Consider the following 20,556-nt stretch of genomic DNA (forward strand, 5'->3'; position numbering starts at 1 on the left):
GAGAAAATTCTTAACAATTTTGTCGAAAATTTGGCAATGTATATGAAGCCTGAGCTGATATTTTACAAATATCGAACTAATGTTTTCGTAAACGTTTACGTTTCGTTGTTAACTTGTTCAAAACAGTTGGGGAGAAATTATAAAAAAGTGCAAATTTATGTAAAAACACTTGAATAATCATAGCAAGTGTGTTATAATGTATGCTATATAAGGTCAGAGAACATAAAAAACGTTTTCTGACAAAAAGTGAGGAGAGTAAGAAGTGAATAGGATAGACTTGAATTATACGTTCAAGGGCAAGGACTGCGTAAAGATGCAGTCGGGGAAATATACTGCAATAATCGCTCCGTCTGTCGGATCTTCGGTGTTGAGATTCAGAGATGACGAAAACGATTTGGAAATATTCAAATTCCGTAAATTCATACCTATGAAGACTATTGAGGAACAGCGCGAGATATGGGGTCTTCCGACGCTTTATCTGCCTAACCGCTTTGATAAGGGCGTGCTCAGGACTTCCGATTCTGTGTATGAACTGCCGATAAATGAGCCGCTTCTGGATAATTTCATCCACGGCTGGGTACACAAGCGCGAGCATGAGATAGAATGCTATACCGAAGAGAACGGCAAATGCGTACTGATAACCTCATACGTTTTCGATGAAAAGGACGAGATGTACAAGTACTTCCCGCTGGATTTCAAGATATCCTATACCTTCACCCTCTCTCCTGACGGGCTGAAACAGGAGATATATCTGACCTCCAATGCGGAAAAGGCACTGCCTGTTTCTATATGCACCCACACCTGTATAAACGCTCCGCTCAAAGACGGCGGGGATGAAGCTGATCTGAGGCTTTGCGTACCCATTGGTGAAAGGTGCGAACTCAACAGAAGATGTCTTCCTACTGAGAAACTGCTGCCTCTGGCAGACTGGGACAAGGAATACAAGGACGGACAGAAGGTGCCTGTTGGTCAGCCGCTTGATAACGATATGTATACCGCGGTAATGAACGAATACAATGGCAAGCCCTTTAACGGCGTTATTGTAAGGGATCTGAAGAGCGGTCATACACTTCTCAACGAGGTGTCCAAGGAATTCAGGTTCTGGAATATGTGGAACGACAGCGGTGATAAGGGATATTTCTGCCCTGAGCCCATGACCGCGATGATAAATTCAGCTAACCTGTCGCTGGGTGCTGATGTGACAGGCTACTGTGAGCTGAAAAAGGGCGAAACATATAAATGCTGGCAGAGGTTCTACACCGAGTAAAAAAGCTTTTCACAGCTGCGGCTGCAGCGGTCTTTGCGCTGACGGCATCAGGTTGTGAGTGGGACGATGCGGAGATACCCGATGCAGAGTCCGCGGCAGATAAAGTCACCTCGGATGATGAGATACTTACCGAGGAGGAAATATTACTGCCTGAAGATCCACCCGAGATAACGTCGGCTAAGGAAGTATTTGAGAAATGGCTGGGATATCTTGCGGAGGGTGAGTGTGATAAAGCTGATGAGATGATTACCGAAAGGCTTAGATCGCAGCCTTCGCTTTCAAGGCTGTTCAATGAGTATTTTCCCGGAAAAGCATCGGTGGGTTACTTTGCACCTGCCACTTTATCCGAAAATGACGGTGAGATCACCGTAGTGCTCAGAGCTGCCGTATCATCCGAGATCCTGCCGGAGTGTAAGGTCAATGCGGAGGTATCCGTCAGGATACAGGCGGACGGAAACGCAGCGATAGATCAGCTTCGCGAGATAGGCAGCAGCTCATCTGATGTAAGGATGTTATACCGCAAAGCATATATAGCTTATCAAGCGGCGGCAGAGATATTTGACGATATCGATCCTGTGCCTTACGGGGGTATGCACCATATAGGTGACGGTTCGGAACTGACGGAGACCGTCAGAGAAAAAACCGTTCCTTCCGATACTGAAAGCTTCAGCATCGCGGTGCGGGACAAAAAACTGATGTATGTCAGCTGGAGCAACGGGGCTTATACCATGAGATACCCGAAAGCTCAGTGATGAAAAATGATATCATAGGATCTGTCCCCGTGAAGGGGCGGTGACTTAGTATAAAAATAATGGAAAGGTGGAAATACCAATGAAATTCGGAAAATTTGACGACGTGAACAAGGAATACGTCATCACCGAACCAAGAACTCCTTACCCTTGGATAAACTATCTGGGCTCTCAGGCGTTCTTCTCCCTCATATCCAACACAGCAGGCGGTTACAGCTTCTACAAGGACGCAAGACTGAGAAGGATCACACGTTACCGTTACAACAACGTGCCTATCGATATGGGCGGAAGATATTTCTATATCAATGATAACGGTACTGTATGGAATCCCGGCTGGTCACCTGTAAAGACCGAGCTTGATGCGTATACCTGCCGTCACGGTATGGGATATACCATAATCAAGGGTGAAAAGAACGGTCTGGAGGCTGAAGCTACATTCTTCGTACCTAACAACTACAACGGAGAGGTACAGCAGGTTGTCCTCACCAACAAGAGCGGCGCAGCAAAGACATTCAAACTGTTCTCTTTCGCAGAGTGGTGTCTGTGGGATGCACAGGATGACTGCACAAACTTCCAGAGAAACTTCTCTACAGGCCGTGTTGAAGTAGACGGCTCTGTTATATACCACAAGACCGAGTACAGAGACAGACGTGACCACTACGCTTTCTACTCTGTTAACGACAGCATCGACGGCTACGATACAGACAGAGATGCTTTCATTGGTCTGTACAACGGTTTTGGTGATCCTCAGGCTGTTATTGCAGGAAAGGCAACTGATTCCTTCGCTGACGGCTGGTCACCTATCGCTTCACACTACAAGGAGATCACCCTTGCAGCAGGCGAGAGCAAGACACTTATCTTCATCCTCGGCTATGTTGAGATGCCTGTTGACCAGAAGTTTGAGGCTGACGGCAAGACCATCAACAAAGTAAAGGCAAAGGCTATGATCGAGCAGTTCAATACTCCCGAAAAGGTCGCTGCAGGTCTTGCAGAACTCAAGGAGTCATGGGACAAGCTGCTGGGCATACTCAACGTTGCTACTCCCGATGATAAGGTTGACCGTATGGTAAATATCTGGAACCAGTATCAGTGTATGGTTACATTCAACCTGTCACGTTCTGCTTCCTACTTTGAGTCAGGTATCGGCAGAGGCATGGGCTTCCGTGATTCCAACCAGGACGTTCTTGGCTTCGTTCACCAGATACCCGACAGAGCAAGAGAGCGTATCATAGATATCGCTTCCACTCAGCTCCCCGACGGCGGCTGCTATCACCAGTATCAGCCACTCACCAAGAAGGGTAACTCCGATATCGGCGGCGACTTCTCCGATGACCCGCTGTGGATGATCCTGTCCGTTTCCGCATACATCAAGGAAACAGGCGACTGGGGCATTCTGGATGAGATGGTTCCTTACGATAATGATGAGTCCAAGGCTCAGCCTATGCTGGATCACCTGAAGGTATCCTTCTATCACATCGTAAACAACCTCGGTCCTCACGGTCTGCCTCTGGCTATGCGTGCTGACTGGAACGACTGCATCAACCTGTCATGCTACTCCGATACTCCAGGTGAGAGCTTCCAGACTTACACCAATCCTAAGTTCGCTGCTGAGGGCGGCTACTCCAAGGTAGCTGAGTCCGTAATGGTTGCTACACTGTTCACCTACACAGGTCCTAACTACGTTGCTATCCTGAAGCATCTCGGCAAGGATGACGAAGCTGCTGCTGCACAGGCTGAGATCGACAAGATGAAGAAGAACGTTATGGAATCTGCATGGGACGGCAACTGGTTCCTCAGAGCTTATGACGCTAACGGCGAGAAGATGGGCTCCAAGGAGTGCGAAGAGGGTCAGATATTCATCGAGCCTCAGGGCTTTGCTATCATGTCCGAGATCGGCAAGGAGCAGGGTGCTGACAAGAAGACTCTTGCTGCTATAGATGAAAGACTCAACACCAAGTTCGGTCTGGTACTGAACAACCCTGCATTCACAAAGTACTACATCCAGTACGGTGAGATCTCCACATATCCCGGCGGATACAAGGAGAACGCAGGTATCTTCACACACAACAATGCATGGATAATCTGTGCTGCTGCTTATGCAGGTGAGGGTGATCAGGCATTCAAGTACTATTCCGAGATCGCTCCTGCATTTACTGAGGATACTTCCGATATCCACAAGACCGAGCCTTATGTATACGGTCAGATGATCGGCGGTAAGGACGCAGGTGCTGATATCGGCAGACCCGGCAAGAACTTCGGTCAGGGCAAGAACTCATGGCTGACAGGTACAGCTGCATGGAATATGGTAGCTATCTCCCAGTACATCCTGGGTGTACAGCCTGACTTCGATGGTCTGAAGATCGATCCTTCCATTCCTTCTGCTTGGGACGGCTTCAACATCACAAGAAAGTTCCGCGGCAACACCTACAACATCACCGTTAAGAACCCCGATCACGTATGCAAGGGCATCAAGGCGGTAACTGTTGACGGTACCAAGATCAACGGCAACGTAATGCCTGTATTTGAGGCTGGTTCTACTCACGAAGTTGAAGTAGTAATGGGCTGATACCAATAAGTATAATAAAAGAGCGGTCGGTGCTGACCGCTCTTTTTTGTATACTGTTGTATGGATGTATCATGCAAACGCAAAGCCCCGCATATCTTCGCAGATATGCGGGGCTTGTTTAAATGCGCCCGACAGGAGTCGAACCTGCGGCCTTCAGAGTCGGAGTCTGACGCTCTATCCAGCTGAGCTACGGACGCGGAATTAGTGAAAAATGAATAGTATCGGTGCCGCCCAAGACGTTTTTTGGAACGCGGGCGGATACCTTTTCTATTCTGTTATATGGTCATATTTTTTATCTCAGCTTAGCACCGTTAGGCAGTGTCTGGTCGGGGAATATCACCCTTGCAGAACCGTCGGGAGCATCTGCTGCGCAGATCATTCCGTTGGATTCAACACCGCAGAGTGTAACAGGCTTCAGGTTTGCTACGATGATGACCTTCTTGCCGATAAGGTCTTCGGGCTTGTACCATGCAGCTATACCGCTGACTACCTGTCTGCCGCCGAAACCGTCATCAAGCTGTAAGCAAAGGAGCTTCTTGGACTTCTTTACCTTCTCACATTCCTTGACCTCTGCCACTCTCAGCTCGACCTTTGCAAAGTCATCAATTGTGATCTGCTCTGCAAGAGGTACAGGCTCGAATGCGTCAGCAGCTTCTTCAGCCGCAGCAGCTGCTGCCTGTGCAGCCATCTTAGCCTCAGCTTCCTCCATGAACTTAGCAGCGTCTATTCTTGCAAACAGCGGAACAGGATCGCCCACACTGCTGCCGACTTTCAGCCCGCCGAATTCGTTCAGGCTGTCAAAGCCCTTTACATCTGTGCCGATCTGAGTGAGTATCTTCTCGCTTGTCTCTGGCATGAATGCTTCGAGTATAACACCCAGGAAACGGATAGTTTCAAGCAGGTTGTAGAGAACTGTGGAAAGTCTGCCGAACTTGGCTTCGTCCTTGCCCAGTACCCACGGCTCTGTCTCGTCGATGTACTTGTTTGCACGTCTTGCCAGTGTCATTATAGCTTCCATAGCGTCAGCCATACGGTACTGGTCGATAAGGTCAGCCACCTTCTTGGGAGTTTCAACTGCAAGAGCGATAAGCTCGTCATCAACAGGCTCTTTCACCTCGGGCTGACGTATCTCACCGCCGAAATACTTCTTGGTCATGGCAACAGTTCTGTTCACCAGATTGCCCAGAGTATTTGCAAGGTCGGAATTGTATCTCTCGATAAGTGATTCGTAAGTTATTGAACCGTCACCGTTAAGACCCATCTCGCTAAGCAGATAGTATCTTGCGCCGTCAACACCAAAGGTATCCACAACTTCATCAGCATAGATAACGTTACCCTTGGACTTGCTCATCTTGTCCTCACCGAAGAGTATCCAGTTGTGACCGAAGAGCTTCTTGGGTATCTCAACGCCCAGTGCATGAAGCATGATAGGCCAGTAGATAGAATGGAATCTCATTATATCCTTGCCGATAACGTGGCAGTCGCAGGGCCAGTACTTCTTGAACTGCTCGCTGCTGCCGTCGGGATCATAGCCCAGTGCTGTAATATAGTTTGAAAGCGCATCTATCCATACGTAGATAACGTGCTTGGGGTCGAATGTAACAGGTATCGACCATGTGAAAGTTGTTCTCGAAACACAGAGATCCTGAAGACCGGGCTTGATGAAGTTGTTGAGCATCTCCTTCTTGCGGCTCTCGGGAACGATGAAATCGGGATGTGTCTCGATGTAATCTTCCAGCCACTGCTGATACTTGGAAAGCTTCAGGAAGTATGCTTCCTCATGTGCGGGCTTTACTTCACGTCCGCAGTCGGGACATTTGCCGTCAACCAGCTGTGACTGTGTCCAGAAGCTCTCGCAGGGTACGCAGTACATACCCTCGTAAGAACCCTTGTAGATATCGCCCTGCTCATAAAGCTTGTTGAATATCTTCTGAACTACCTTTTCGTGCTGTTCATCGGTAGTTCTGATAAAGCCGTCGTAAGATATATTCATGCACTTGCAGATATCCTTTATCTCGCCTGCTACCTTGTCAACGTGCTCCTTGGGAGAGATACCCTCTTCCTTAGCAAGACCTTCTATCTTCATGCCATGCTCGTCCGTACCTGTGAGGAAGAAAACGTCATAGCCCTGCATCCTTTTGAAGCGGGCGATAGCGTCGGTGAATACGACCTCATAGGTGTTGCCTATATGGGGCTTTTTAGACGCATAAGCGATAGCTGTTGTTATATAAAATTTTTCCTTAGCCATAAAAAGACCTCCTGTCAAGAATGTCACTATACTATTATACCACATAATAAAATCAATTGCAAGCGTTTTTTGCCAAAAAAGAAGAGCTGCACGATATGGTGATTCGTGCAGCTTTGTTGTTAGTCTTTGCCTACGGCTTCGCTGAGGGTTTTGCGTACAGCGCCTTTGCCTGCCAGCATTTTATCGAGGTAAGATATGATCTTATCCGCAAGACCAGCATTTACCAGATCGGTACCGAACAGGGTGCTGTTTTTCAGCACTTCACGTACTTTTATGCCATCGCATACGTTCCCGTACCATTCCTTGCGGACGGTCTTCTGCATATACTCCAGCATCGGGTCGGAACTCAGTTCCATAGCCTCGCCGTTATCGTCTGTACCGGTCAGGTACCTGAACCATGCCGCTATAACCAGTGGTATAAGTTCAAGTGTTGAGGTATCGCCCTTTTCTTCATAAGCCTTTATCGTTTCACCGAAGCGTATAGCAAGCTTCTGGCTGGTATCGGTGGCTATCCTCTGTGGAGTATCTGGCAGGTTGCCGTTTGGCAGACGTTCTTCCAGCACTTCTCTTAGGAAATCCTCGGGACGGATTATACCGGGGTCAACAACTACGGGAAGACCCTCGTTGTATCCAAGGCGGTATACCAGCTTTCTGAGGTCGGTGTCCTCCATTTCCTCGGCTATCTTTTTGTGACCCAGCAGACAGCCGAATATTGCAAGCGCCGTATGCAGGGGATTAAGGCAGGTCATTACCTTCATCTTCTCTGCGCGGTCAACGGTCACGCGGTCGGTCAGATATACTCCTGCCTTTTCAAGGGGCGGTCTGCCGTTCGGGAAATCGTCCTCTATCACGAGATACTGAGGCATCTCGGCATTTACGAAGGGGGCTATGTAAGTTCCGCGGGCGGTCCTTACAGGCTGCATTCCCTCAATGCCCATAGCGGTCAGTTCATCGCATATACCGCTGTCGGGACGTGGAGTTATCTTGTCTATCATAGACCATGGGAAGCTGACCTTGCCGCTTTCAAGATAAGTGATAAAGTCTTGGCTGACAAGACCATTTTCAGCCCATGCACAGGCTATGAACATCACCCCTGCGCGCAGCTTGTCGCCGTTGCGGCTGCAGTTATCCATGCTGACCAAAGCCAGTGGCTTTTCGCCTGCTATGAACCTGAAATACAGCATAGCCGCGATAACAGCCATAGCAGAGTTCAGGCTGCCCTCGGGTCCTGCGCTTATATCCTCCTTCACAAATGGGAATACATCGCCGTTCATATCCTTTACAGCGTAGCCTTTTTCGGTGATGGTGAATGATATCATCTGCAGGGAACTGCTTTCGGCATATTTTTTAAGCTGACCGAAGCCTTCACCCTTAGCGCAGAGTGCGCCGCCGATACTGCCTATTACACGCAGATATCTATCGCCCTGAGCACGAAGTCCCACCAGCAGCACCAGATCATCGAATGGATCGTATATCTTCTCGATAGTCTCGGTATTAAAGCTGTCCACCGTGATAATGCCGCTTTCAGCCTCGCCTTTCTTTATCAGTTCGTCCTGAAGGCAGGCGATATATCCGCGGAATATATTGCCGCCGCCGAAGTGTATCCATGCAGGATGATCCAGCGTGCGCTTTTTTACAGCTTCCGTATCATATCCCGGCATTATGAAGCCCTTGTCTTCCCATGCCTGTTTGTTGTTGACTATGCTTTCCGTTGATAGCTTCATGATGATCTCCTTATCTTTGTACCTGCGCTGAACCGCTGCCGAATGCCAGTGCTTTTACTTCATCTGCGCTTATGATGTTGCAATCGCCTTCCACCGAGAGTTTAAGACAGCTTGCAGCAGCTGCGAAATCAACTGCAGCCTGTGTGTCCATACCCTCACCGAGTGCATATATCAGCCCTGCAGCAAAGCTGTCGCCGCCGCCTACACGGTCAACGATCAGCGAACGGTATTCGCGGCTGAAACAGTGGTTTGTACCATCGTACAGCAGTGCAGCCCATTTGTTCTCATCGGATGAAAGTGTAGTCCTCAGGGTTATTGCGACTTTCTTGAAGCCGAATCGTTCTTTCAGTTTTTCGGCTACAGCTTTGTACGCTTCATAGTCGCTGTCATCGCTGGCATTGGTCGGTATGCCGAATAGTTCCTCCGCCTGATCTCGTCCGCCGATGTATACGTCTGTATACGACAGTATACCGGCCATGACCTTTCCTGCGGTTTCTTTATCCCACAGCTTGCGGCGGAAGTTTATATCGCAGCTGACTGTTACGCCCAGCTTTTTCGCAGTCTTAACAGCTTCAAGCGAAGCCTTTGCACACTCTGCCGAAAGGGCGGGAGTTATACCTGTTATGTGGAACCAGTCAGTCCCCGAAAGCAGCCTTTCCCAGTCGAATTCTTCTGCCTTGGATGCCGCTATGGATGAACCTGCCCTGTCGTATATCACCTTTGAGGGACGCTGTGCAGCACCCTTCTCCAGGTAGTATATACCTATCCTGTCACCGCCACGGAGTATCTCGGAGGTATCGACACCGTACTGACGCAGTGTGTTTATGGCTGCCTGACCTATTTCATGGTCGGGGAGCTTTGTGACGAATTTGGTATCACACCCGAACTGTGCCAGTGATACAGCGGTATTTGCTTCTCCGCCGCCGTATACCGCTTCAAAGCTGTCTGCCTGCAAAAAACGTCTGTGTTCCACAGGAGATAGCCTTAGCAGCATCTCACCGAAAGTTACAAATCTCATGCTGTCACCCCCGTATTATACTTATGCCTGTGCCGATATGACCTCTGCGTGCCATGTGGTATAAAGTTCTTTCGGGCTTTTTGGCAGCAAATACGCTTGCACCCTCTTCATCTGTACCGACATACCTTACTTTCAGCATAATGTCCACAGCTGATTCGGTCGCCTTGCGTACAGCTTCAAAATCCCCTGCGGCTATCCATGCCTTGTTCACCATGAAGCTTCCGCCGCAGGCTATGACCTCAGGGGCATCAAGGTATTCCCCGATGTTCTTTGTATTCAGTCCGCCTGTAGGCATGAACTTCACTCCGCCGAAGGGCGCAGCCATCGCCTTTATCATGGCAAGTCCGCCTGCCTGTTCCGCAGGGAAGAATTTAACCTCTGTAAGTCCTATAGCAACTGCCTTTCCAAGTTCCGAGGGCGTAGCTATGCCCGGCAGTACGGTGACGTTCCTTTCAAGGCAGAGCTTTACTACCGCTTCATCAAAATTCGGTGAAACGATGAACTTCGCACCTGCCGCAAGTGCATCCTCAGCCTGTTTTACTGTCAGCACTGTGCCGGCACCGACTATCATTTCGGGGAAAGCTTTGCACATAGCCGCGATAGCATCCTTAGCCGCCGCTGTGCGGAAAGTTACCTCAGCCGCAGGCAGACCGCCCTCGCATAAAGCTTTTGCCAGCGGTACAGCTTTTTCGGCATCCTCTATCACAACCACGGGGATTATTCCTATTTTACCAAGTTCTTCCAACATCTTATCCATATATCATGTACCTCTTTTATGATCTTTGCTATGAATGATGATTCGTTTTATCCCAGCCCGAAGAACTTCAGGGCATTGTTGAAGCTGATATTTCTAACGATCTCACCAAGGTTTTCTTCGTCCGGGTACAGTTCGCCGTCAGCGCAAAGCCTGCCTATGTATGCGCATAGTATACGTCTGAAATATTCGTGCCTTGTGTACGAAAGCATACAGCGTGAATCCGTCAGCATACCGATGAAATTCCCGAGTACGCCTTGTTCGCACAAACTTCGCAGATGATCTTTCATGCCGCCAAGATTATCATTGAACCACCATGCCGCGCCGTGCTGAACTTTCCCGTATACTCCCTCATCATTGAAGCATTTTGCCAGTACATCAATAGCGGTGTTCATTGTAGGGTCAAGGCTGTAAAGTACTGTTCTGGGAAGATCATCGGTCTTGTCAAGTTCATCAAGAAAAGCCGCAAGGCTCTCTATGGGCGCATCACTGTGTATGCGGCCGAATCCCGCATCTCTGCCAACGGATCTGAACATACGGGTATTGGAGTTTCTTGCCACCCCGAAATGCAGCTGCATGACCCAGCCGTGACGGCGGTATTCCTTTCCGAGGAACAGCATGATCTCGGTAATAAATCCAAGACGTTCTTCCTCGGTGAGGTCTTCATTTGCCATGCCCTTGCGGAAAATGTGCTCGCATTCGGTCGCATCTGTTGGTATGCAGGGGAACATCACCGTACTCTGATCGCTGCTTTTGCATCCCATGCTTGTAAAGAAATCTATCCTCGCTGACAGAGCTTTTTTCAAGTCCTCAAAGCTGTTCACCTCAACGTCTGCAGCTTTTCCCAGTGCACGTACATAATCGGCAAAACCGCTGTCTTCTATAAGCAGCACCTTGTCGGGTCGGAATGTGGGTATGACTTTGCATCCGAGCGCTTTGTCCTCGGCTATCACTTTATGCCAACGCAGGTCGTCGCATGGATCGTCCGTTGTACCTATGACTTTTACCTTAGACATACGTATTATCTTCTTTGCCGAGAGTTCTCCGCTGTGAAGTTTCTTGTTGCACATATCGAATATTTCATCTGCGTTACTTTCGTTTATGGCAAGTCTGCAATCGAAGTACCTCTGCAGTTCCAGATAGCTCCAGTGATACAGCGGGCTTCCCACAGCCTGCGAAAGGGTTCTGCACCACAGCATGAAACGCTTGCAGCTGTCCTCTTTGCCTGTTATGTATTTCTCGGCTATGCCGCACTGACGCATGGCACGCCACTTGTAGTGGTCGCCCCCAAGCCATAGTTCGGTGATGCTGTCGAAGTTTTTGTCCTCTGCGATATCCTTTGGGTCGATATGGCAGTGGTAGTCGATTATAGGCATATCCTCAGCATACTTGTGGAAGAGTATACGTGCTTCTTCGGTATCGAGAAGAAAATCTTTATCCATAAATGGTCGTTTTGCGTTTTCCATAAAATACCTTCCTGTATCATTTAAGGCAGGGTGTCCCGCATAAGATACGGAACACCCGATTCATTGATTATTTTCCGTCCAGCTTGTCCAGCATATCCCATACACCCAGTATGTACATTATGCCCAGTGCCCTGTCATAAAGACCATATCCCGGACGGCATTTTTCATCCCAGATGTGTCTGCCGTGGTCAGGGCGGATATATCCGTCAAATCCGCCGTCGTGGTAGGCTTTTATGATATCCAGTATACCCACATCACCGTCGCAGTCGCGGTGGGATGTTTCGCTGAAATCACCGTTGTCAAAATGCTTCACGTTGCGTATGTGTGCGAATGCTATGCGGTCGCAGTGCTTTCGCACGATGTCAGCTACATTGTTATCCGGGTTTGAACCCAGTGAACCCGAACACAGTGTCAGGCAGTTATAGGGATCGTCTACCATATCAAGGAAACGGTCTACTGCAGCTTCATCGGTCAGCAGACGTGGCAGCCCGAAGATATCCCAGGGCGGATCGTCGGGGTGTATAGCCATTTTGATATCACACTCGTGACATACAGGCATAAGCTCTTCAAGGAAGTATTTCAGGTTTGCCCATAGAGTCTCCTTGTCAACATTCTTGTAAAGTGCAAAAAGCTCTTTCAGATTTGCCAGTCTTTCGGGTTCCCAGCCGGGCATGGTATATCCTTTTGTTTCCTTGAGGATGTATGCTGCCATTTCCTCGGGATCCTGTTTTATCTTGCTTTTTTCGTAATATAGCGCAGTTGAACCGTCGGGCAGGGGGTGAAAAAGATCCGTCCTCGTCCAGTCAAAAACAGGCATGAAATTATAGCAGACTACCTTAACGCCGAAATCCTTGAGATTGCGGAGAGTCTGCTTGTAGTTCTCTATATAAAGATCCCTGTTCTTGCCTGCGGTCTTTATATCATCGTGAACGTTCACGGATTCTACCACGCTCATGCCGAAACCGTACTTGTCCAGTTCGTCCTTGACAGCCTGTATCTCGTCTTTTTCCCAGACTTCGCCTGGCTGCTTTTCATGCAGTGCCCAGACTATCTCGCTGACACCGGGTATCTGACGTATCTGCGAAAGAGTGATGCTGTCATTGCCTGTGCCGTACCAGCGGAATGACATTTTCATGTGCGTTCCTCCCATCATTATTATTTATCTGTATTATACTACACTTATGTTGCGCTTTCAAGTGAAGTTTAGCTTTTTGTACAGATGCACGATGACGCCCATAAAACCGATGTTATGGGATGTAATCGACTACTATGGGGAAATGAACTTACCGATTATTGCGTTTCTGATTAAAGGTTAATTTCGCTGCTAATATTACCGAGATAAAAATTACTTATGTTGTTTGTTAAATTTACTGTACTGATATCCTTGCATAATGATTTATCTTAAAGGCGGCTGATCCTGCACAGTAAATGGCATAAATGCAAAAGCGGCTGTGACGGTATATCCGCCGCAGCCGCTTTGTTTAGTTTTCAGTATCAAGCCTTGGCAGCAAAGTGTGCGTTGAGCTTTTCAACCAGTGCATCGGGGTCTGTGCCGTGTACAGCGCAAGCCTCTTCGATAGTTTCGCCTCTGGATGCGGGACAGCCAAGACAATGCATTCCTATTTCGAGAAACAGGGGTGCAACATCAAAATCTGTATCGAGGATATCGCCGATAACAGTATCCTTAGTAACTGAATATGCCATTTGAAATTCCTCCTTTTCGGTCGTTTGATACATTATAACATATATTTCTGCAAATGTAAAGATACAGGGATACAAAATTTGGATAATTTCAGTAGACTTTATATATTTTGTTCACAACCGTCCGGTTTGAGTGCGTATTCAGATACTGTTGCAGTCCATGCCCCACTTTGTCATGCACAGGCGGATATAATATCCCTGAGGTACACCGCAGACGGGGCATTCTTCGGGGGCACTGCTGCTTGAAAGTATAAATCCGCAGTTCATGCATACCCAGACTTCTTCTTCATCACTGCTGTAAAGCTGTCCTTGGCGGATAAGCTCTGCAAAAGCTGAAAATCTTTCGGCGTGGGCATTTTCTATCTTTGCGATGTTCTCAAAATCACGGGCGATGTCGGCAAAGCCCTCCTCGCGGGCGATGCGGGCAAATTCGGGGTAGATAGTCCCTGATTCGTTCCGCTCATGTTCTGCTGACATATCAAGCACCGTAAGGAGGTCACTGCTTATATCCACGGGATAGTCTGCACAGATCTCCAGCTGCTGCCCCGAAAGATCTTTCAGATGATCGTAGAACACCTGTGCGTGGGCACTTTCCTGGTCGGCAGTAAAACCGAACAGCTCTGATACTGCGTAGTCCTGTGCAGCGAACTTTTTCTGTGCAAAGGTGTACCTGTTGCGTGCCTGACTTTCGCCTGCAAATGCTTTCATAAGGTTTTCACGGGTCACGGAATCTGCTAAATTCATATCATTGTTCCTTTCTGTATCCATTTATATGGTTAGGGTGCCGTTCTCGTTTTCTTCAAGAAGAAGCACACGTTCCTCAGCAGCGGTTACTGCGTTGATATAAACCAGTACCCTGCGTCCGCTTGCTGCCTGACAGGTGTATTCGTAGCACAGTACTTCGTTTCCTCCGTCAGTGGGTATGACTGCCATTCGGTCGCTCAGTACCCTCAGCCTTGGAGATATCTCTTTTTTCGCACGAAGGACGGAGCATATCTTGTCATCGTATTCGCGCTTGCGGTGGTTCGTCAGGAATCCCCTGGCATCATAGCCGAGTATATCACCGTTATCCATAGCCACCGATACCTTTACAAGATCGGGATATATACGTCTGCCAAGATCGCTGTAGCAGAAATTCACGGTCATAACATTGTCCTGTATCTCATAGTAGGTCTTCTCCATAGACAGTATACCCAGATCCTGTAGGCAGCTTTCGGCTTTTTGTACGGCAGTGTCGTTATCGAGCTTTGTACTGTCAACATTGCGCATCTTCAGAAAATATGAGATATATCCACCATTCTTTGTTACCTCGCAGAATGCTCCGCCTTTATCGTCGGAGAATCGCCATGCAGGCATTTTACCTTCTGACTCTGCTGTGTCGGTAAGGTCTGATACGCTGATATCCAGTGCCGAAGAAGCTTTCCGAAGGCAGTAGTCCTCGCTGACTTCTTCGGCATTTGCTGTCATGTGCGGTGTCTGTTCAAGTATATTGTCGGAGAAAGGTCCGTCATAGATAAGCTTGGGGTAATCGTCAAAGCTGCTCTCGAAGTCGGTGAAGCCCTCGGTGACATGGGGCGGTTCTTCGTCAGCCATAACGCCCTCAGCCTGTTCAAATGATAGTCCGCCTGCAGCTACTTCCCCTTCCAGCTCCCACAGCCTGTCGCTCAGTGCCTTTGAGAACCTGCAGAGGTCTGATATGCTGCTGTATTCCTCAGAGGTTAGCTTTTCGCCGTCTTGCAGTTTTTTTGACAGTGCCATAGAATAATTTCCGACCTGTGAGAGAAACTTGTTAGTGTTTTCAAGATCGAGCTGACTTACGGGAAGTCTTGCAAGGGCTGAACGGGCGGCGGAAGCATCGCGGCAGAGGTCGGCTGCGATAGCCTGCTGTACTTGTCCCGATGCGGAATACAGCTGTTTTTCAAGTGAGTTTGAGATGTTCTCGCAGCTGCCTGCAAGCTCTTCGACAGCGGCAGAGTAAGAATTGTTCACTGCACGCTGAGCAGTATCTGCACGTTTTGTCAGCAAAACATTTTTTACCGATAGCGCAGTGATCGCTGATAATGACAGCAGGGACATTTTTATCAGTCCGCGTTTTGTTATATGCATAAGCATCATTCCTTTACATGATCTTGAATATAGTATGTCACGATGCAAAAGGATTATGCAAAACAAAACGGACGGAGAATACGAGTTCTCCATCCGTTTGATGATAATTGTTTTATACGGAACGTCTTGTAAAGCTGTCCCATGCTGTAAGCAGGAATACTGCCATGTGCGCGATGATAACTATGAGTGCAAATCCCAGGGAGTGCTGTGGGAACACCGATGTACCCTTGTAAATGTTAAGCAGATCGGTGTTTGCGAATATAAGATATCTGCCCCAGTCCAGATTGAAGGAATACATTACAGATACCAATGCAACGTCTATGGAATTTAGTATGTAGCCTGTGATCACAGCAAGTGCGGTGCTTCTTACTAATGAGGACAGCGTGAATGCAAGTGTTGTGGATATGATAACCTGAACGCTCTTCAGCATGAAAGACTTTATAAGATAAACGAATGTGCTTTGTGCAATTACCTCGCCGTCAATGACACTGATATATGGAGCCGTTATACCCTTGAAGCTGAACAATAATCCCGTGATAGGTATGTTTATCAGGAACATTACCAGCATCATCAAAAAGCCCAATGATATCACGGTGAAATATTTTGCCATAAGTATCTTTTCACGCTTGACAGGGCTTATAAGCAGAAATTTTATAGTGCCCTGGCTGAATTCACTTGATACGATGCCGCCTGCTATCACGATCATGATGATTCCGATAAAGCTTTCAACATAGGGTATCTTTATCATTACATCCCAGAAATCAAAGTGCTCGTATGGGGTGATATCAAACAGTGAACTGGGTTTATACGAAGTGTCTTCGTATACCTCATGTTCAAGCTGATACATACCTACCATAACGATTTCCTGCTGAGATCTGCCGGTAGTGTCGAACGCTTCTCCGTTCATGCCGTTTGCAATTTGATTTATTATCTTATTCTGTTCGTCGAATTTGCTGCTGTAGTCTATATTGTGTTCAAGCCTGTAATTGCAAGCCCATCGCTCACCGGTGGAGGCATCCATGCTGTTTGCAGTGTATGTCATGAAACCACGCCAGTCATCGGTCTTGCAAAACATAGTCATTGTCTGTATCTCACGCTTGGAATCAGAGTACATACCTTGCGTGCAGGCTCTATACTGCCAGTCCGATGCCGGGTCGAAAGCTTCGATAAGTTCCAGCTTGTAATCGCGAAACGGGATATCGGGTGAGTTTTCCAATTCCAACTTTTTATCTTCCATCCTATTCGCATAGTGCTCGCTGTAGTCTGTTGTTTTACTGTCGATATCCCCGATAGCGTAATGGTCTATCAGCTTCATCAGCGGTGCAAAGCACAGGCAAGCTGCCAGGAAGATCACCAGCAGTATCCTTGTTGAAGGCTTTTTGTATAACTTTATATACTCGTTTTTAACGAGTGCAAAAAACTTACCCAATCTGTCCATCTCCTTCCGTTCCTGTGAGCTCTATGAATACCTCTTCGAGCTTTTTGCTTTCCTTGGGGTGTACGGAGTAGATGTTCATGCCGTTCCCTGCCATCTTCTTTATTGCTTCAGCTATATCCGCTTTTGCGTTGGTGCTGTCAAGCTTGATATAGAGCATACTGCCCTGTGCGGTTATGTTGTCGGTGTCGAGTATCTCCAGCGCCTTTTCGGCATCATCGGTCTCAATTATGTATTCGGTGGAGTTTCCCTGTGATTGGGAGATTATCTCCTCCATAGTATAAGTGCCTATCATACTGCCTTTTGCGATTATACCAACACGGTCACACATCATTTCCATCTCGCTCATAAGGTGAGATGATACCACTACGCACACTCCGTCCTTGTGAGCAAGATCTCTCAGGATATCACGAAGTTCCTTGATACCCTGGGGGTCAAGACCGTTTGTAGGTTCGTCCAGTATAAGGAGCTTTGGTTTGTGCATAAGTGCCTGTGCAACACCAAGCCTCTGGCGCATACCCAGGGAGTACTTTGATACCTTATCGTTTATGCGATTGGATAGTTTTACCAGCTCGACAGCTTTGTCGATCTCTGAAAAGTCCAGTCCACGCATACGGGCATACTGTCTGAGATTTTCTTTGCCCGTCATGAATTTGTATAACTCCGGATTTTCAACTATACCGCCCACATTATACATAGCAGCTTCAAATTCCTTGGTGATATCGTGTCCGCAGATCTTTACATCACCTTCGTCCAGAAGCAGGAGTCCCACTACGATTTTTATGGTAGTGGTCTTGCCTGCGCCGTTTGGTCCCAGAAAACCGAAGACCTCGCCTGCATAGCACTCCAGATCAATATCATGTAGGATATGCTTCTTGCCGATGGTCTTGTTCAGCCCCTTTATGCTCAGGACTACATTATTCTTGTCCATCAGCTTCACCTCCCTCGTTTTGATCGGGATACTGTATATCGACATTAGGATAATCATCATCGGATCTTGATACTTTTACAGCTTTCCAGACCCCGTCTTCCTTCTGCATTATCATATTGTATGAGCCGCTGACAGTGATCTGCTTATTACAATCCCATTTGCTTTTGTCGCGCACATCCCATGCGGTGCCTATATTGTATGCAGGCAGCTGCAGGAACGGTACACCGTCGATATCACAGCTCATTGTGTATGTTACCCAGATTTCAGCACCGTCTATGCCCCATTTTGATACGGATGCTTTTAATTGTTTGTATTCTGCGGAGTTTACACGGTCGTTACCTGTATTGTCGGCGGTCGAAGATTCAAGATCTAAAAGCAAAGCAGATTTGTTCATTACAAGTCCGTTTTCTGCTTCATCGACGGTAAGCGAATATGCTTTGTTGATGAAATTATCCTGTATACGGGAAGCCAGCATACGCTTTACACCCTCGCGGTTATCACCGATATTTGCCTCGGCTATCGTTCTTCCTATCTCCTCTGCACGTTCCTGTATCTCGGGGATATTGCTTTTGAACATAATGTTCTGAACAATAACATACACAGCGGTGCCTGCACCCAGCAAAATGCCAAGCACCACTCCTCGGTTCACGCGGTCAAGTCGTAACTTCATTTTCTAACCATCTTCTTTCTTTTGAAATTGTAAAATAAGGTTATCACACTGACGCACTGCGCTGAATAACTTTTTGACAGACTGTAACAATGATCGGTGGTATTATATTGCCTCTGCTGCGGCATCGGAAGAATACTCATCAATAAATGTACTTCGTTGTATTGATATGTTAAGCGGTGTGCTGAAGTGATAACCACATTTTTGAACGAATATCAATAACGTTTATGATTATAACACGAACTTAACAAAAAAGCAATAGTTTTTTCTCGAGTTTAAGATAAATTTAAGACAAAATTTAATCAGTATATTATAGTTTATAAATATAGTAATAGGAAGAATGTTTAACCGATGATAGATAACAAGTCCGATTTTTTTCACTTTTTTATGAAAAAAGGTTGACCTGACAGAAAATAAGTGGTATAATAACTGTATATGACCGATTTTGTATAATTCGGTGAATTATTGGAAATTTTTACATGGCGGGGAGTAGTATAACGTGGTTTTTGCAGATCTGTTTTTTCTGTATTTCTTTTTGCCTGTGTGTCTGATATGTTATTTCATCACACGCAACGCAACGATACGCAATATTGTACTAATAGTCTTTTCAATGATATTCTACGCATGGGGCGAACCTGTATGGGTCAGCATACTATGCGTATCAGCACTGGTCGATTACTACAACGGACGAGTCATCGAGAAACATCCCGAAGGCTGGCAGGCGAAGATGGCGCTTGCATGGTCACTTATATTCAATCTGGGATTGCTGTTCGGGTTCAAGTATACGGGGTTCTTTGTTGAAAATCTCAACAATGCCGCAGGACTCGGGCTGCCTGTGCCGCACATAAAGCTGCCCATAGGCATATCCTTCTACACATTCCAGACCATATCCTATACTATAGACTGCTACTGGGGCAAGGTAAAGCCGCAGAAGAGTTTTCTGAAATTCCTGATGTACGTATCTCTTTTCCCGCAGCTTGTTGCAGGACCTATCGTAAGGTACTCCGTCATCGCTGAGGAGATAGAGGACAGAAAGACCACCATAAACGATCTTTCAGAGGGATTCTCGCGGATAATACTCGGTCTTGGCAAAAAGGTGCTTATCGCCAACAGCCTGAGTACGGTAGTCACCTCGCTTTTCGGTGATGCAGATAACGGCTATTCTGCAATAGACTCGCTTTCAGTGTTGGGCACATGGTACGGCGCTATACTTGTGGGACTCTGGTATTACTTTGATTTCTCGGGATACTCCGATATAGCTATCGGTCTGGGACGTATATTCGGCTTCCATTTTGATGAGAACTTCAAGTATCCTTTTATATGCAAGACTATATCCGAATTCTGGCAGAGATGGCATATCTCCCTGAGTTCATTCTTCCGTGATTATGTGCTGTACATACCGATATTCGGCAAAAGGCGCAAATACGGCGGACTTTTCCTTGTGTGGTTCCTGACTGGTCTGTGGCACGGCGCAAGCTGGAACTTCGTGTTCTGGGGACTTTACTACGGTCTGTTCATCATGATGGAGATGATGATAGGCAAGAAGAAAATGAAGAAAATGCCCGTACCTGCGGCACATATCTATACCAAGACGATAATATTCCTGGGCTTCGGCATATTCTATTTTGAGAGCCTGCCAAAGCTGTGCAAGTTCTTCAAGGGACTTGTGGGACTTAACGGCAATTCATTCTGTGATTCCTACACCGCTAATATATTTATGGGAAATATTTTCCTGTTCATTATAGCGATATTCTTTTCTATGCCGGTTATCCCGAAGCTTCGTGAGAAAGCTTTCAGAAAACCGGGAAGTGCATATATTTTCCAGTCGGCAGGCGTTATAAGCAACGCACTGATACTGCTGGCGAGCAGTCTGCTGCTGCTTAACAACACAAACAATCCGTTCCTTTATTTCAGATTCTGAGCA

16 protein-coding genes and 1 tRNA gene are annotated in these 20,556 nt (G+C 47.2%); 4 read left to right on the plus strand and 13 right to left on the minus strand.

Translation table 11 applies throughout. The features are described from left to right. The first annotated feature begins 262 nt into the window (after positions 1–262). The 3 genes from RUMAL_RS00920 (at position 263) to RUMAL_RS00930 (ending at position 4,582) form a co-directional block, all read left to right on the plus strand. Entirely contained in the window at positions 263–1,267 is a 1,005-nt protein-coding gene (locus RUMAL_RS00920; protein WP_013496934.1) for an aldose 1-epimerase, read from the plus strand. Beyond that, positions 1,240–2,019, plus strand: coding sequence for a hypothetical protein (locus tag RUMAL_RS00925; RefSeq protein WP_013496935.1), 780 nt, complete (start codon positions 1,240–1,242; stop codon positions 2,017–2,019). The genes RUMAL_RS00920 and RUMAL_RS00925 overlap by 28 nt, the downstream gene beginning before the upstream one ends. Positions 2,020–2,098: 79 nt before the next feature. Beyond that, positions 2,099–4,582, plus strand: coding sequence for a glycoside hydrolase family 94 protein (locus RUMAL_RS00930; RefSeq protein WP_013496936.1), 2,484 nt, complete (start codon positions 2,099–2,101; stop codon positions 4,580–4,582). A gap of 123 nt (positions 4,583–4,705) precedes the next feature. Here the strand turns inward: RUMAL_RS00930 and RUMAL_RS00935 are convergent. The 13 genes from RUMAL_RS00935 to RUMAL_RS01000 form a co-directional block, all read right to left on the minus strand. Further along, positions 4,706–4,779, minus strand: a tRNA-Arg gene (locus tag RUMAL_RS00935). 95 nt (positions 4,780–4,874) lie between these two features. Next, positions 4,875–6,830, minus strand: coding sequence for a methionine--tRNA ligase (metG, locus tag RUMAL_RS00940; protein WP_013496937.1), 1,956 nt, complete (start codon positions 6,828–6,830; stop codon positions 4,875–4,877). Between the two features lie 119 nt (positions 6,831–6,949). Next, positions 6,950–8,554, minus strand: a complete 1,605-nt coding sequence (locus RUMAL_RS00945) for a mannitol dehydrogenase family protein (RefSeq protein ID WP_013496938.1) — start codon at positions 8,552–8,554, stop codon at positions 6,950–6,952. A 10-nt stretch (positions 8,555–8,564) separates the two neighbouring features. Continuing rightward, positions 8,565–9,572: a sugar kinase gene (locus RUMAL_RS00950; RefSeq protein ID WP_013496939.1), complete on the minus strand. Its 1,008-nt coding sequence runs from the start codon at positions 9,570–9,572 to the stop codon at positions 8,565–8,567. Between the two features lie 4 nt (positions 9,573–9,576). Then, complete coding sequence (gene eda, locus RUMAL_RS00955; RefSeq protein WP_013496940.1) at positions 9,577–10,329, minus strand: bifunctional 4-hydroxy-2-oxoglutarate aldolase/2-dehydro-3-deoxy-phosphogluconate aldolase; 753 nt, start codon at positions 10,327–10,329, stop codon at positions 9,577–9,579. Between the two features lie 47 nt (positions 10,330–10,376). Continuing rightward, positions 10,377–11,792 (minus strand): glucuronate isomerase, encoded by a 1,416-nt coding sequence (gene uxaC / locus RUMAL_RS00960; protein WP_013496941.1) that lies wholly within the window; start codon positions 11,790–11,792, stop codon positions 10,377–10,379. Positions 11,793–11,859: 67 nt separating this feature from the next. Next, entirely contained in the window at positions 11,860–12,927 is a 1,068-nt protein-coding gene (gene uxuA, locus RUMAL_RS00965; RefSeq protein ID WP_013496942.1) for a mannonate dehydratase, read from the minus strand. Between the two features lie 359 nt (positions 12,928–13,286). Beyond that, positions 13,287–13,496 (minus strand): DUF1858 domain-containing protein, encoded by a 210-nt coding sequence (locus tag RUMAL_RS00975; RefSeq protein ID WP_013496943.1) that lies wholly within the window; start codon positions 13,494–13,496, stop codon positions 13,287–13,289. Between the two features lie 138 nt (positions 13,497–13,634). After that, entirely contained in the window at positions 13,635–14,237 is a 603-nt protein-coding gene (rbr, locus tag RUMAL_RS00980) for a rubrerythrin (protein ID WP_013496944.1), read from the minus strand. A 24-nt stretch (positions 14,238–14,261) separates the two neighbouring features. Then, complete coding sequence (ypeB, locus tag RUMAL_RS00985) at positions 14,262–15,599, minus strand: germination protein YpeB (RefSeq protein WP_013496945.1); 1,338 nt, start codon at positions 15,597–15,599, stop codon at positions 14,262–14,264. A 112-nt stretch (positions 15,600–15,711) separates the two neighbouring features. Next, a complete protein-coding gene (locus RUMAL_RS00990; protein WP_028504118.1) occupies positions 15,712–17,028 on the minus strand; it encodes an ABC transporter permease subunit in 1,317 nt (438 codons plus the stop codon). Continuing rightward, complete coding sequence (locus RUMAL_RS00995) at positions 17,021–17,965, minus strand: ABC transporter ATP-binding protein (RefSeq protein ID WP_013496947.1); 945 nt, start codon at positions 17,963–17,965, stop codon at positions 17,021–17,023. Before RUMAL_RS00995 ends, RUMAL_RS00990 begins: the two co-directional genes overlap by 8 nt. Next, positions 17,952–18,635 carry a hypothetical protein gene (locus tag RUMAL_RS01000; protein WP_013496948.1) on the minus strand — a complete coding sequence of 228 codons (684 nt, stop codon included), beginning with the start codon at positions 18,633–18,635 and terminating at the stop codon, positions 17,952–17,954. Before RUMAL_RS01000 ends, RUMAL_RS00995 begins: the two co-directional genes overlap by 14 nt. A gap of 496 nt (positions 18,636–19,131) precedes the next feature. Here RUMAL_RS01000 and RUMAL_RS01005 point away from each other — a divergent pair, with 496 nt between their 5' ends. Beyond that, positions 19,132–20,553, plus strand: a complete 1,422-nt coding sequence (locus RUMAL_RS01005) for an MBOAT family O-acyltransferase (RefSeq protein WP_013496949.1) — start codon at positions 19,132–19,134, stop codon at positions 20,551–20,553. The last annotated feature ends 3 nt before the right edge of the window (positions 20,554–20,556 follow it).

The sequence above is a fragment of the Ruminococcus albus 7 = DSM 20455 genome, from assembly GCF_000179635.2.
Lineage (GTDB): Bacteria > Bacillota > Clostridia > Oscillospirales > Ruminococcaceae > Hominimerdicola > Hominimerdicola alba.

Coding starts and splice junctions, on each gene's coding strand:
- eda (WP_013496940.1), bottom strand. CDS start 10,329: ATGGATAAGATGTTGGAAGAACTTGGTAAAATAGGAATAATCCCCGTG.
- RUMAL_RS00925 (WP_013496935.1), top strand. CDS start 1,240: ATGCTGGCAGAGGTTCTACACCGAGTAAAAAAGCTTTTCACAGCTGCG.
- RUMAL_RS00930 (WP_013496936.1), top strand. CDS start 2,099: ATGAAATTCGGAAAATTTGACGACGTGAACAAGGAATACGTCATCACC.
- metG (WP_013496937.1), bottom strand. CDS start 6,830: ATGGCTAAGGAAAAATTTTATATAACAACAGCTATCGCTTATGCGTCT.
- rbr (WP_013496944.1), bottom strand. CDS start 14,237: ATGAATTTAGCAGATTCCGTGACCCGTGAAAACCTTATGAAAGCATTT.
- ypeB (WP_013496945.1), bottom strand. CDS start 15,599: ATGCATATAACAAAACGCGGACTGATAAAAATGTCCCTGCTGTCATTA.
- uxaC (WP_013496941.1), bottom strand. CDS start 11,792: ATGGAAAACGCAAAACGACCATTTATGGATAAAGATTTTCTTCTCGAT.
- RUMAL_RS00945 (WP_013496938.1), bottom strand. CDS start 8,554: ATGAAGCTATCAACGGAAAGCATAGTCAACAACAAACAGGCATGGGAA.
- uxuA (WP_013496942.1), bottom strand. CDS start 12,927: ATGAAAATGTCATTCCGCTGGTACGGCACAGGCAATGACAGCATCACT.
- RUMAL_RS00975 (WP_013496943.1), bottom strand. CDS start 13,496: ATGGCATATTCAGTTACTAAGGATACTGTTATCGGCGATATCCTCGAT.
- RUMAL_RS00995 (WP_013496947.1), bottom strand. CDS start 17,965: ATGGACAAGAATAATGTAGTCCTGAGCATAAAGGGGCTGAACAAGACC.
- RUMAL_RS01000 (WP_013496948.1), bottom strand. CDS start 18,635: ATGAAGTTACGACTTGACCGCGTGAACCGAGGAGTGGTGCTTGGCATT.
- RUMAL_RS00950 (WP_013496939.1), bottom strand. CDS start 9,572: ATGAGATTTGTAACTTTCGGTGAGATGCTGCTAAGGCTATCTCCTGTG.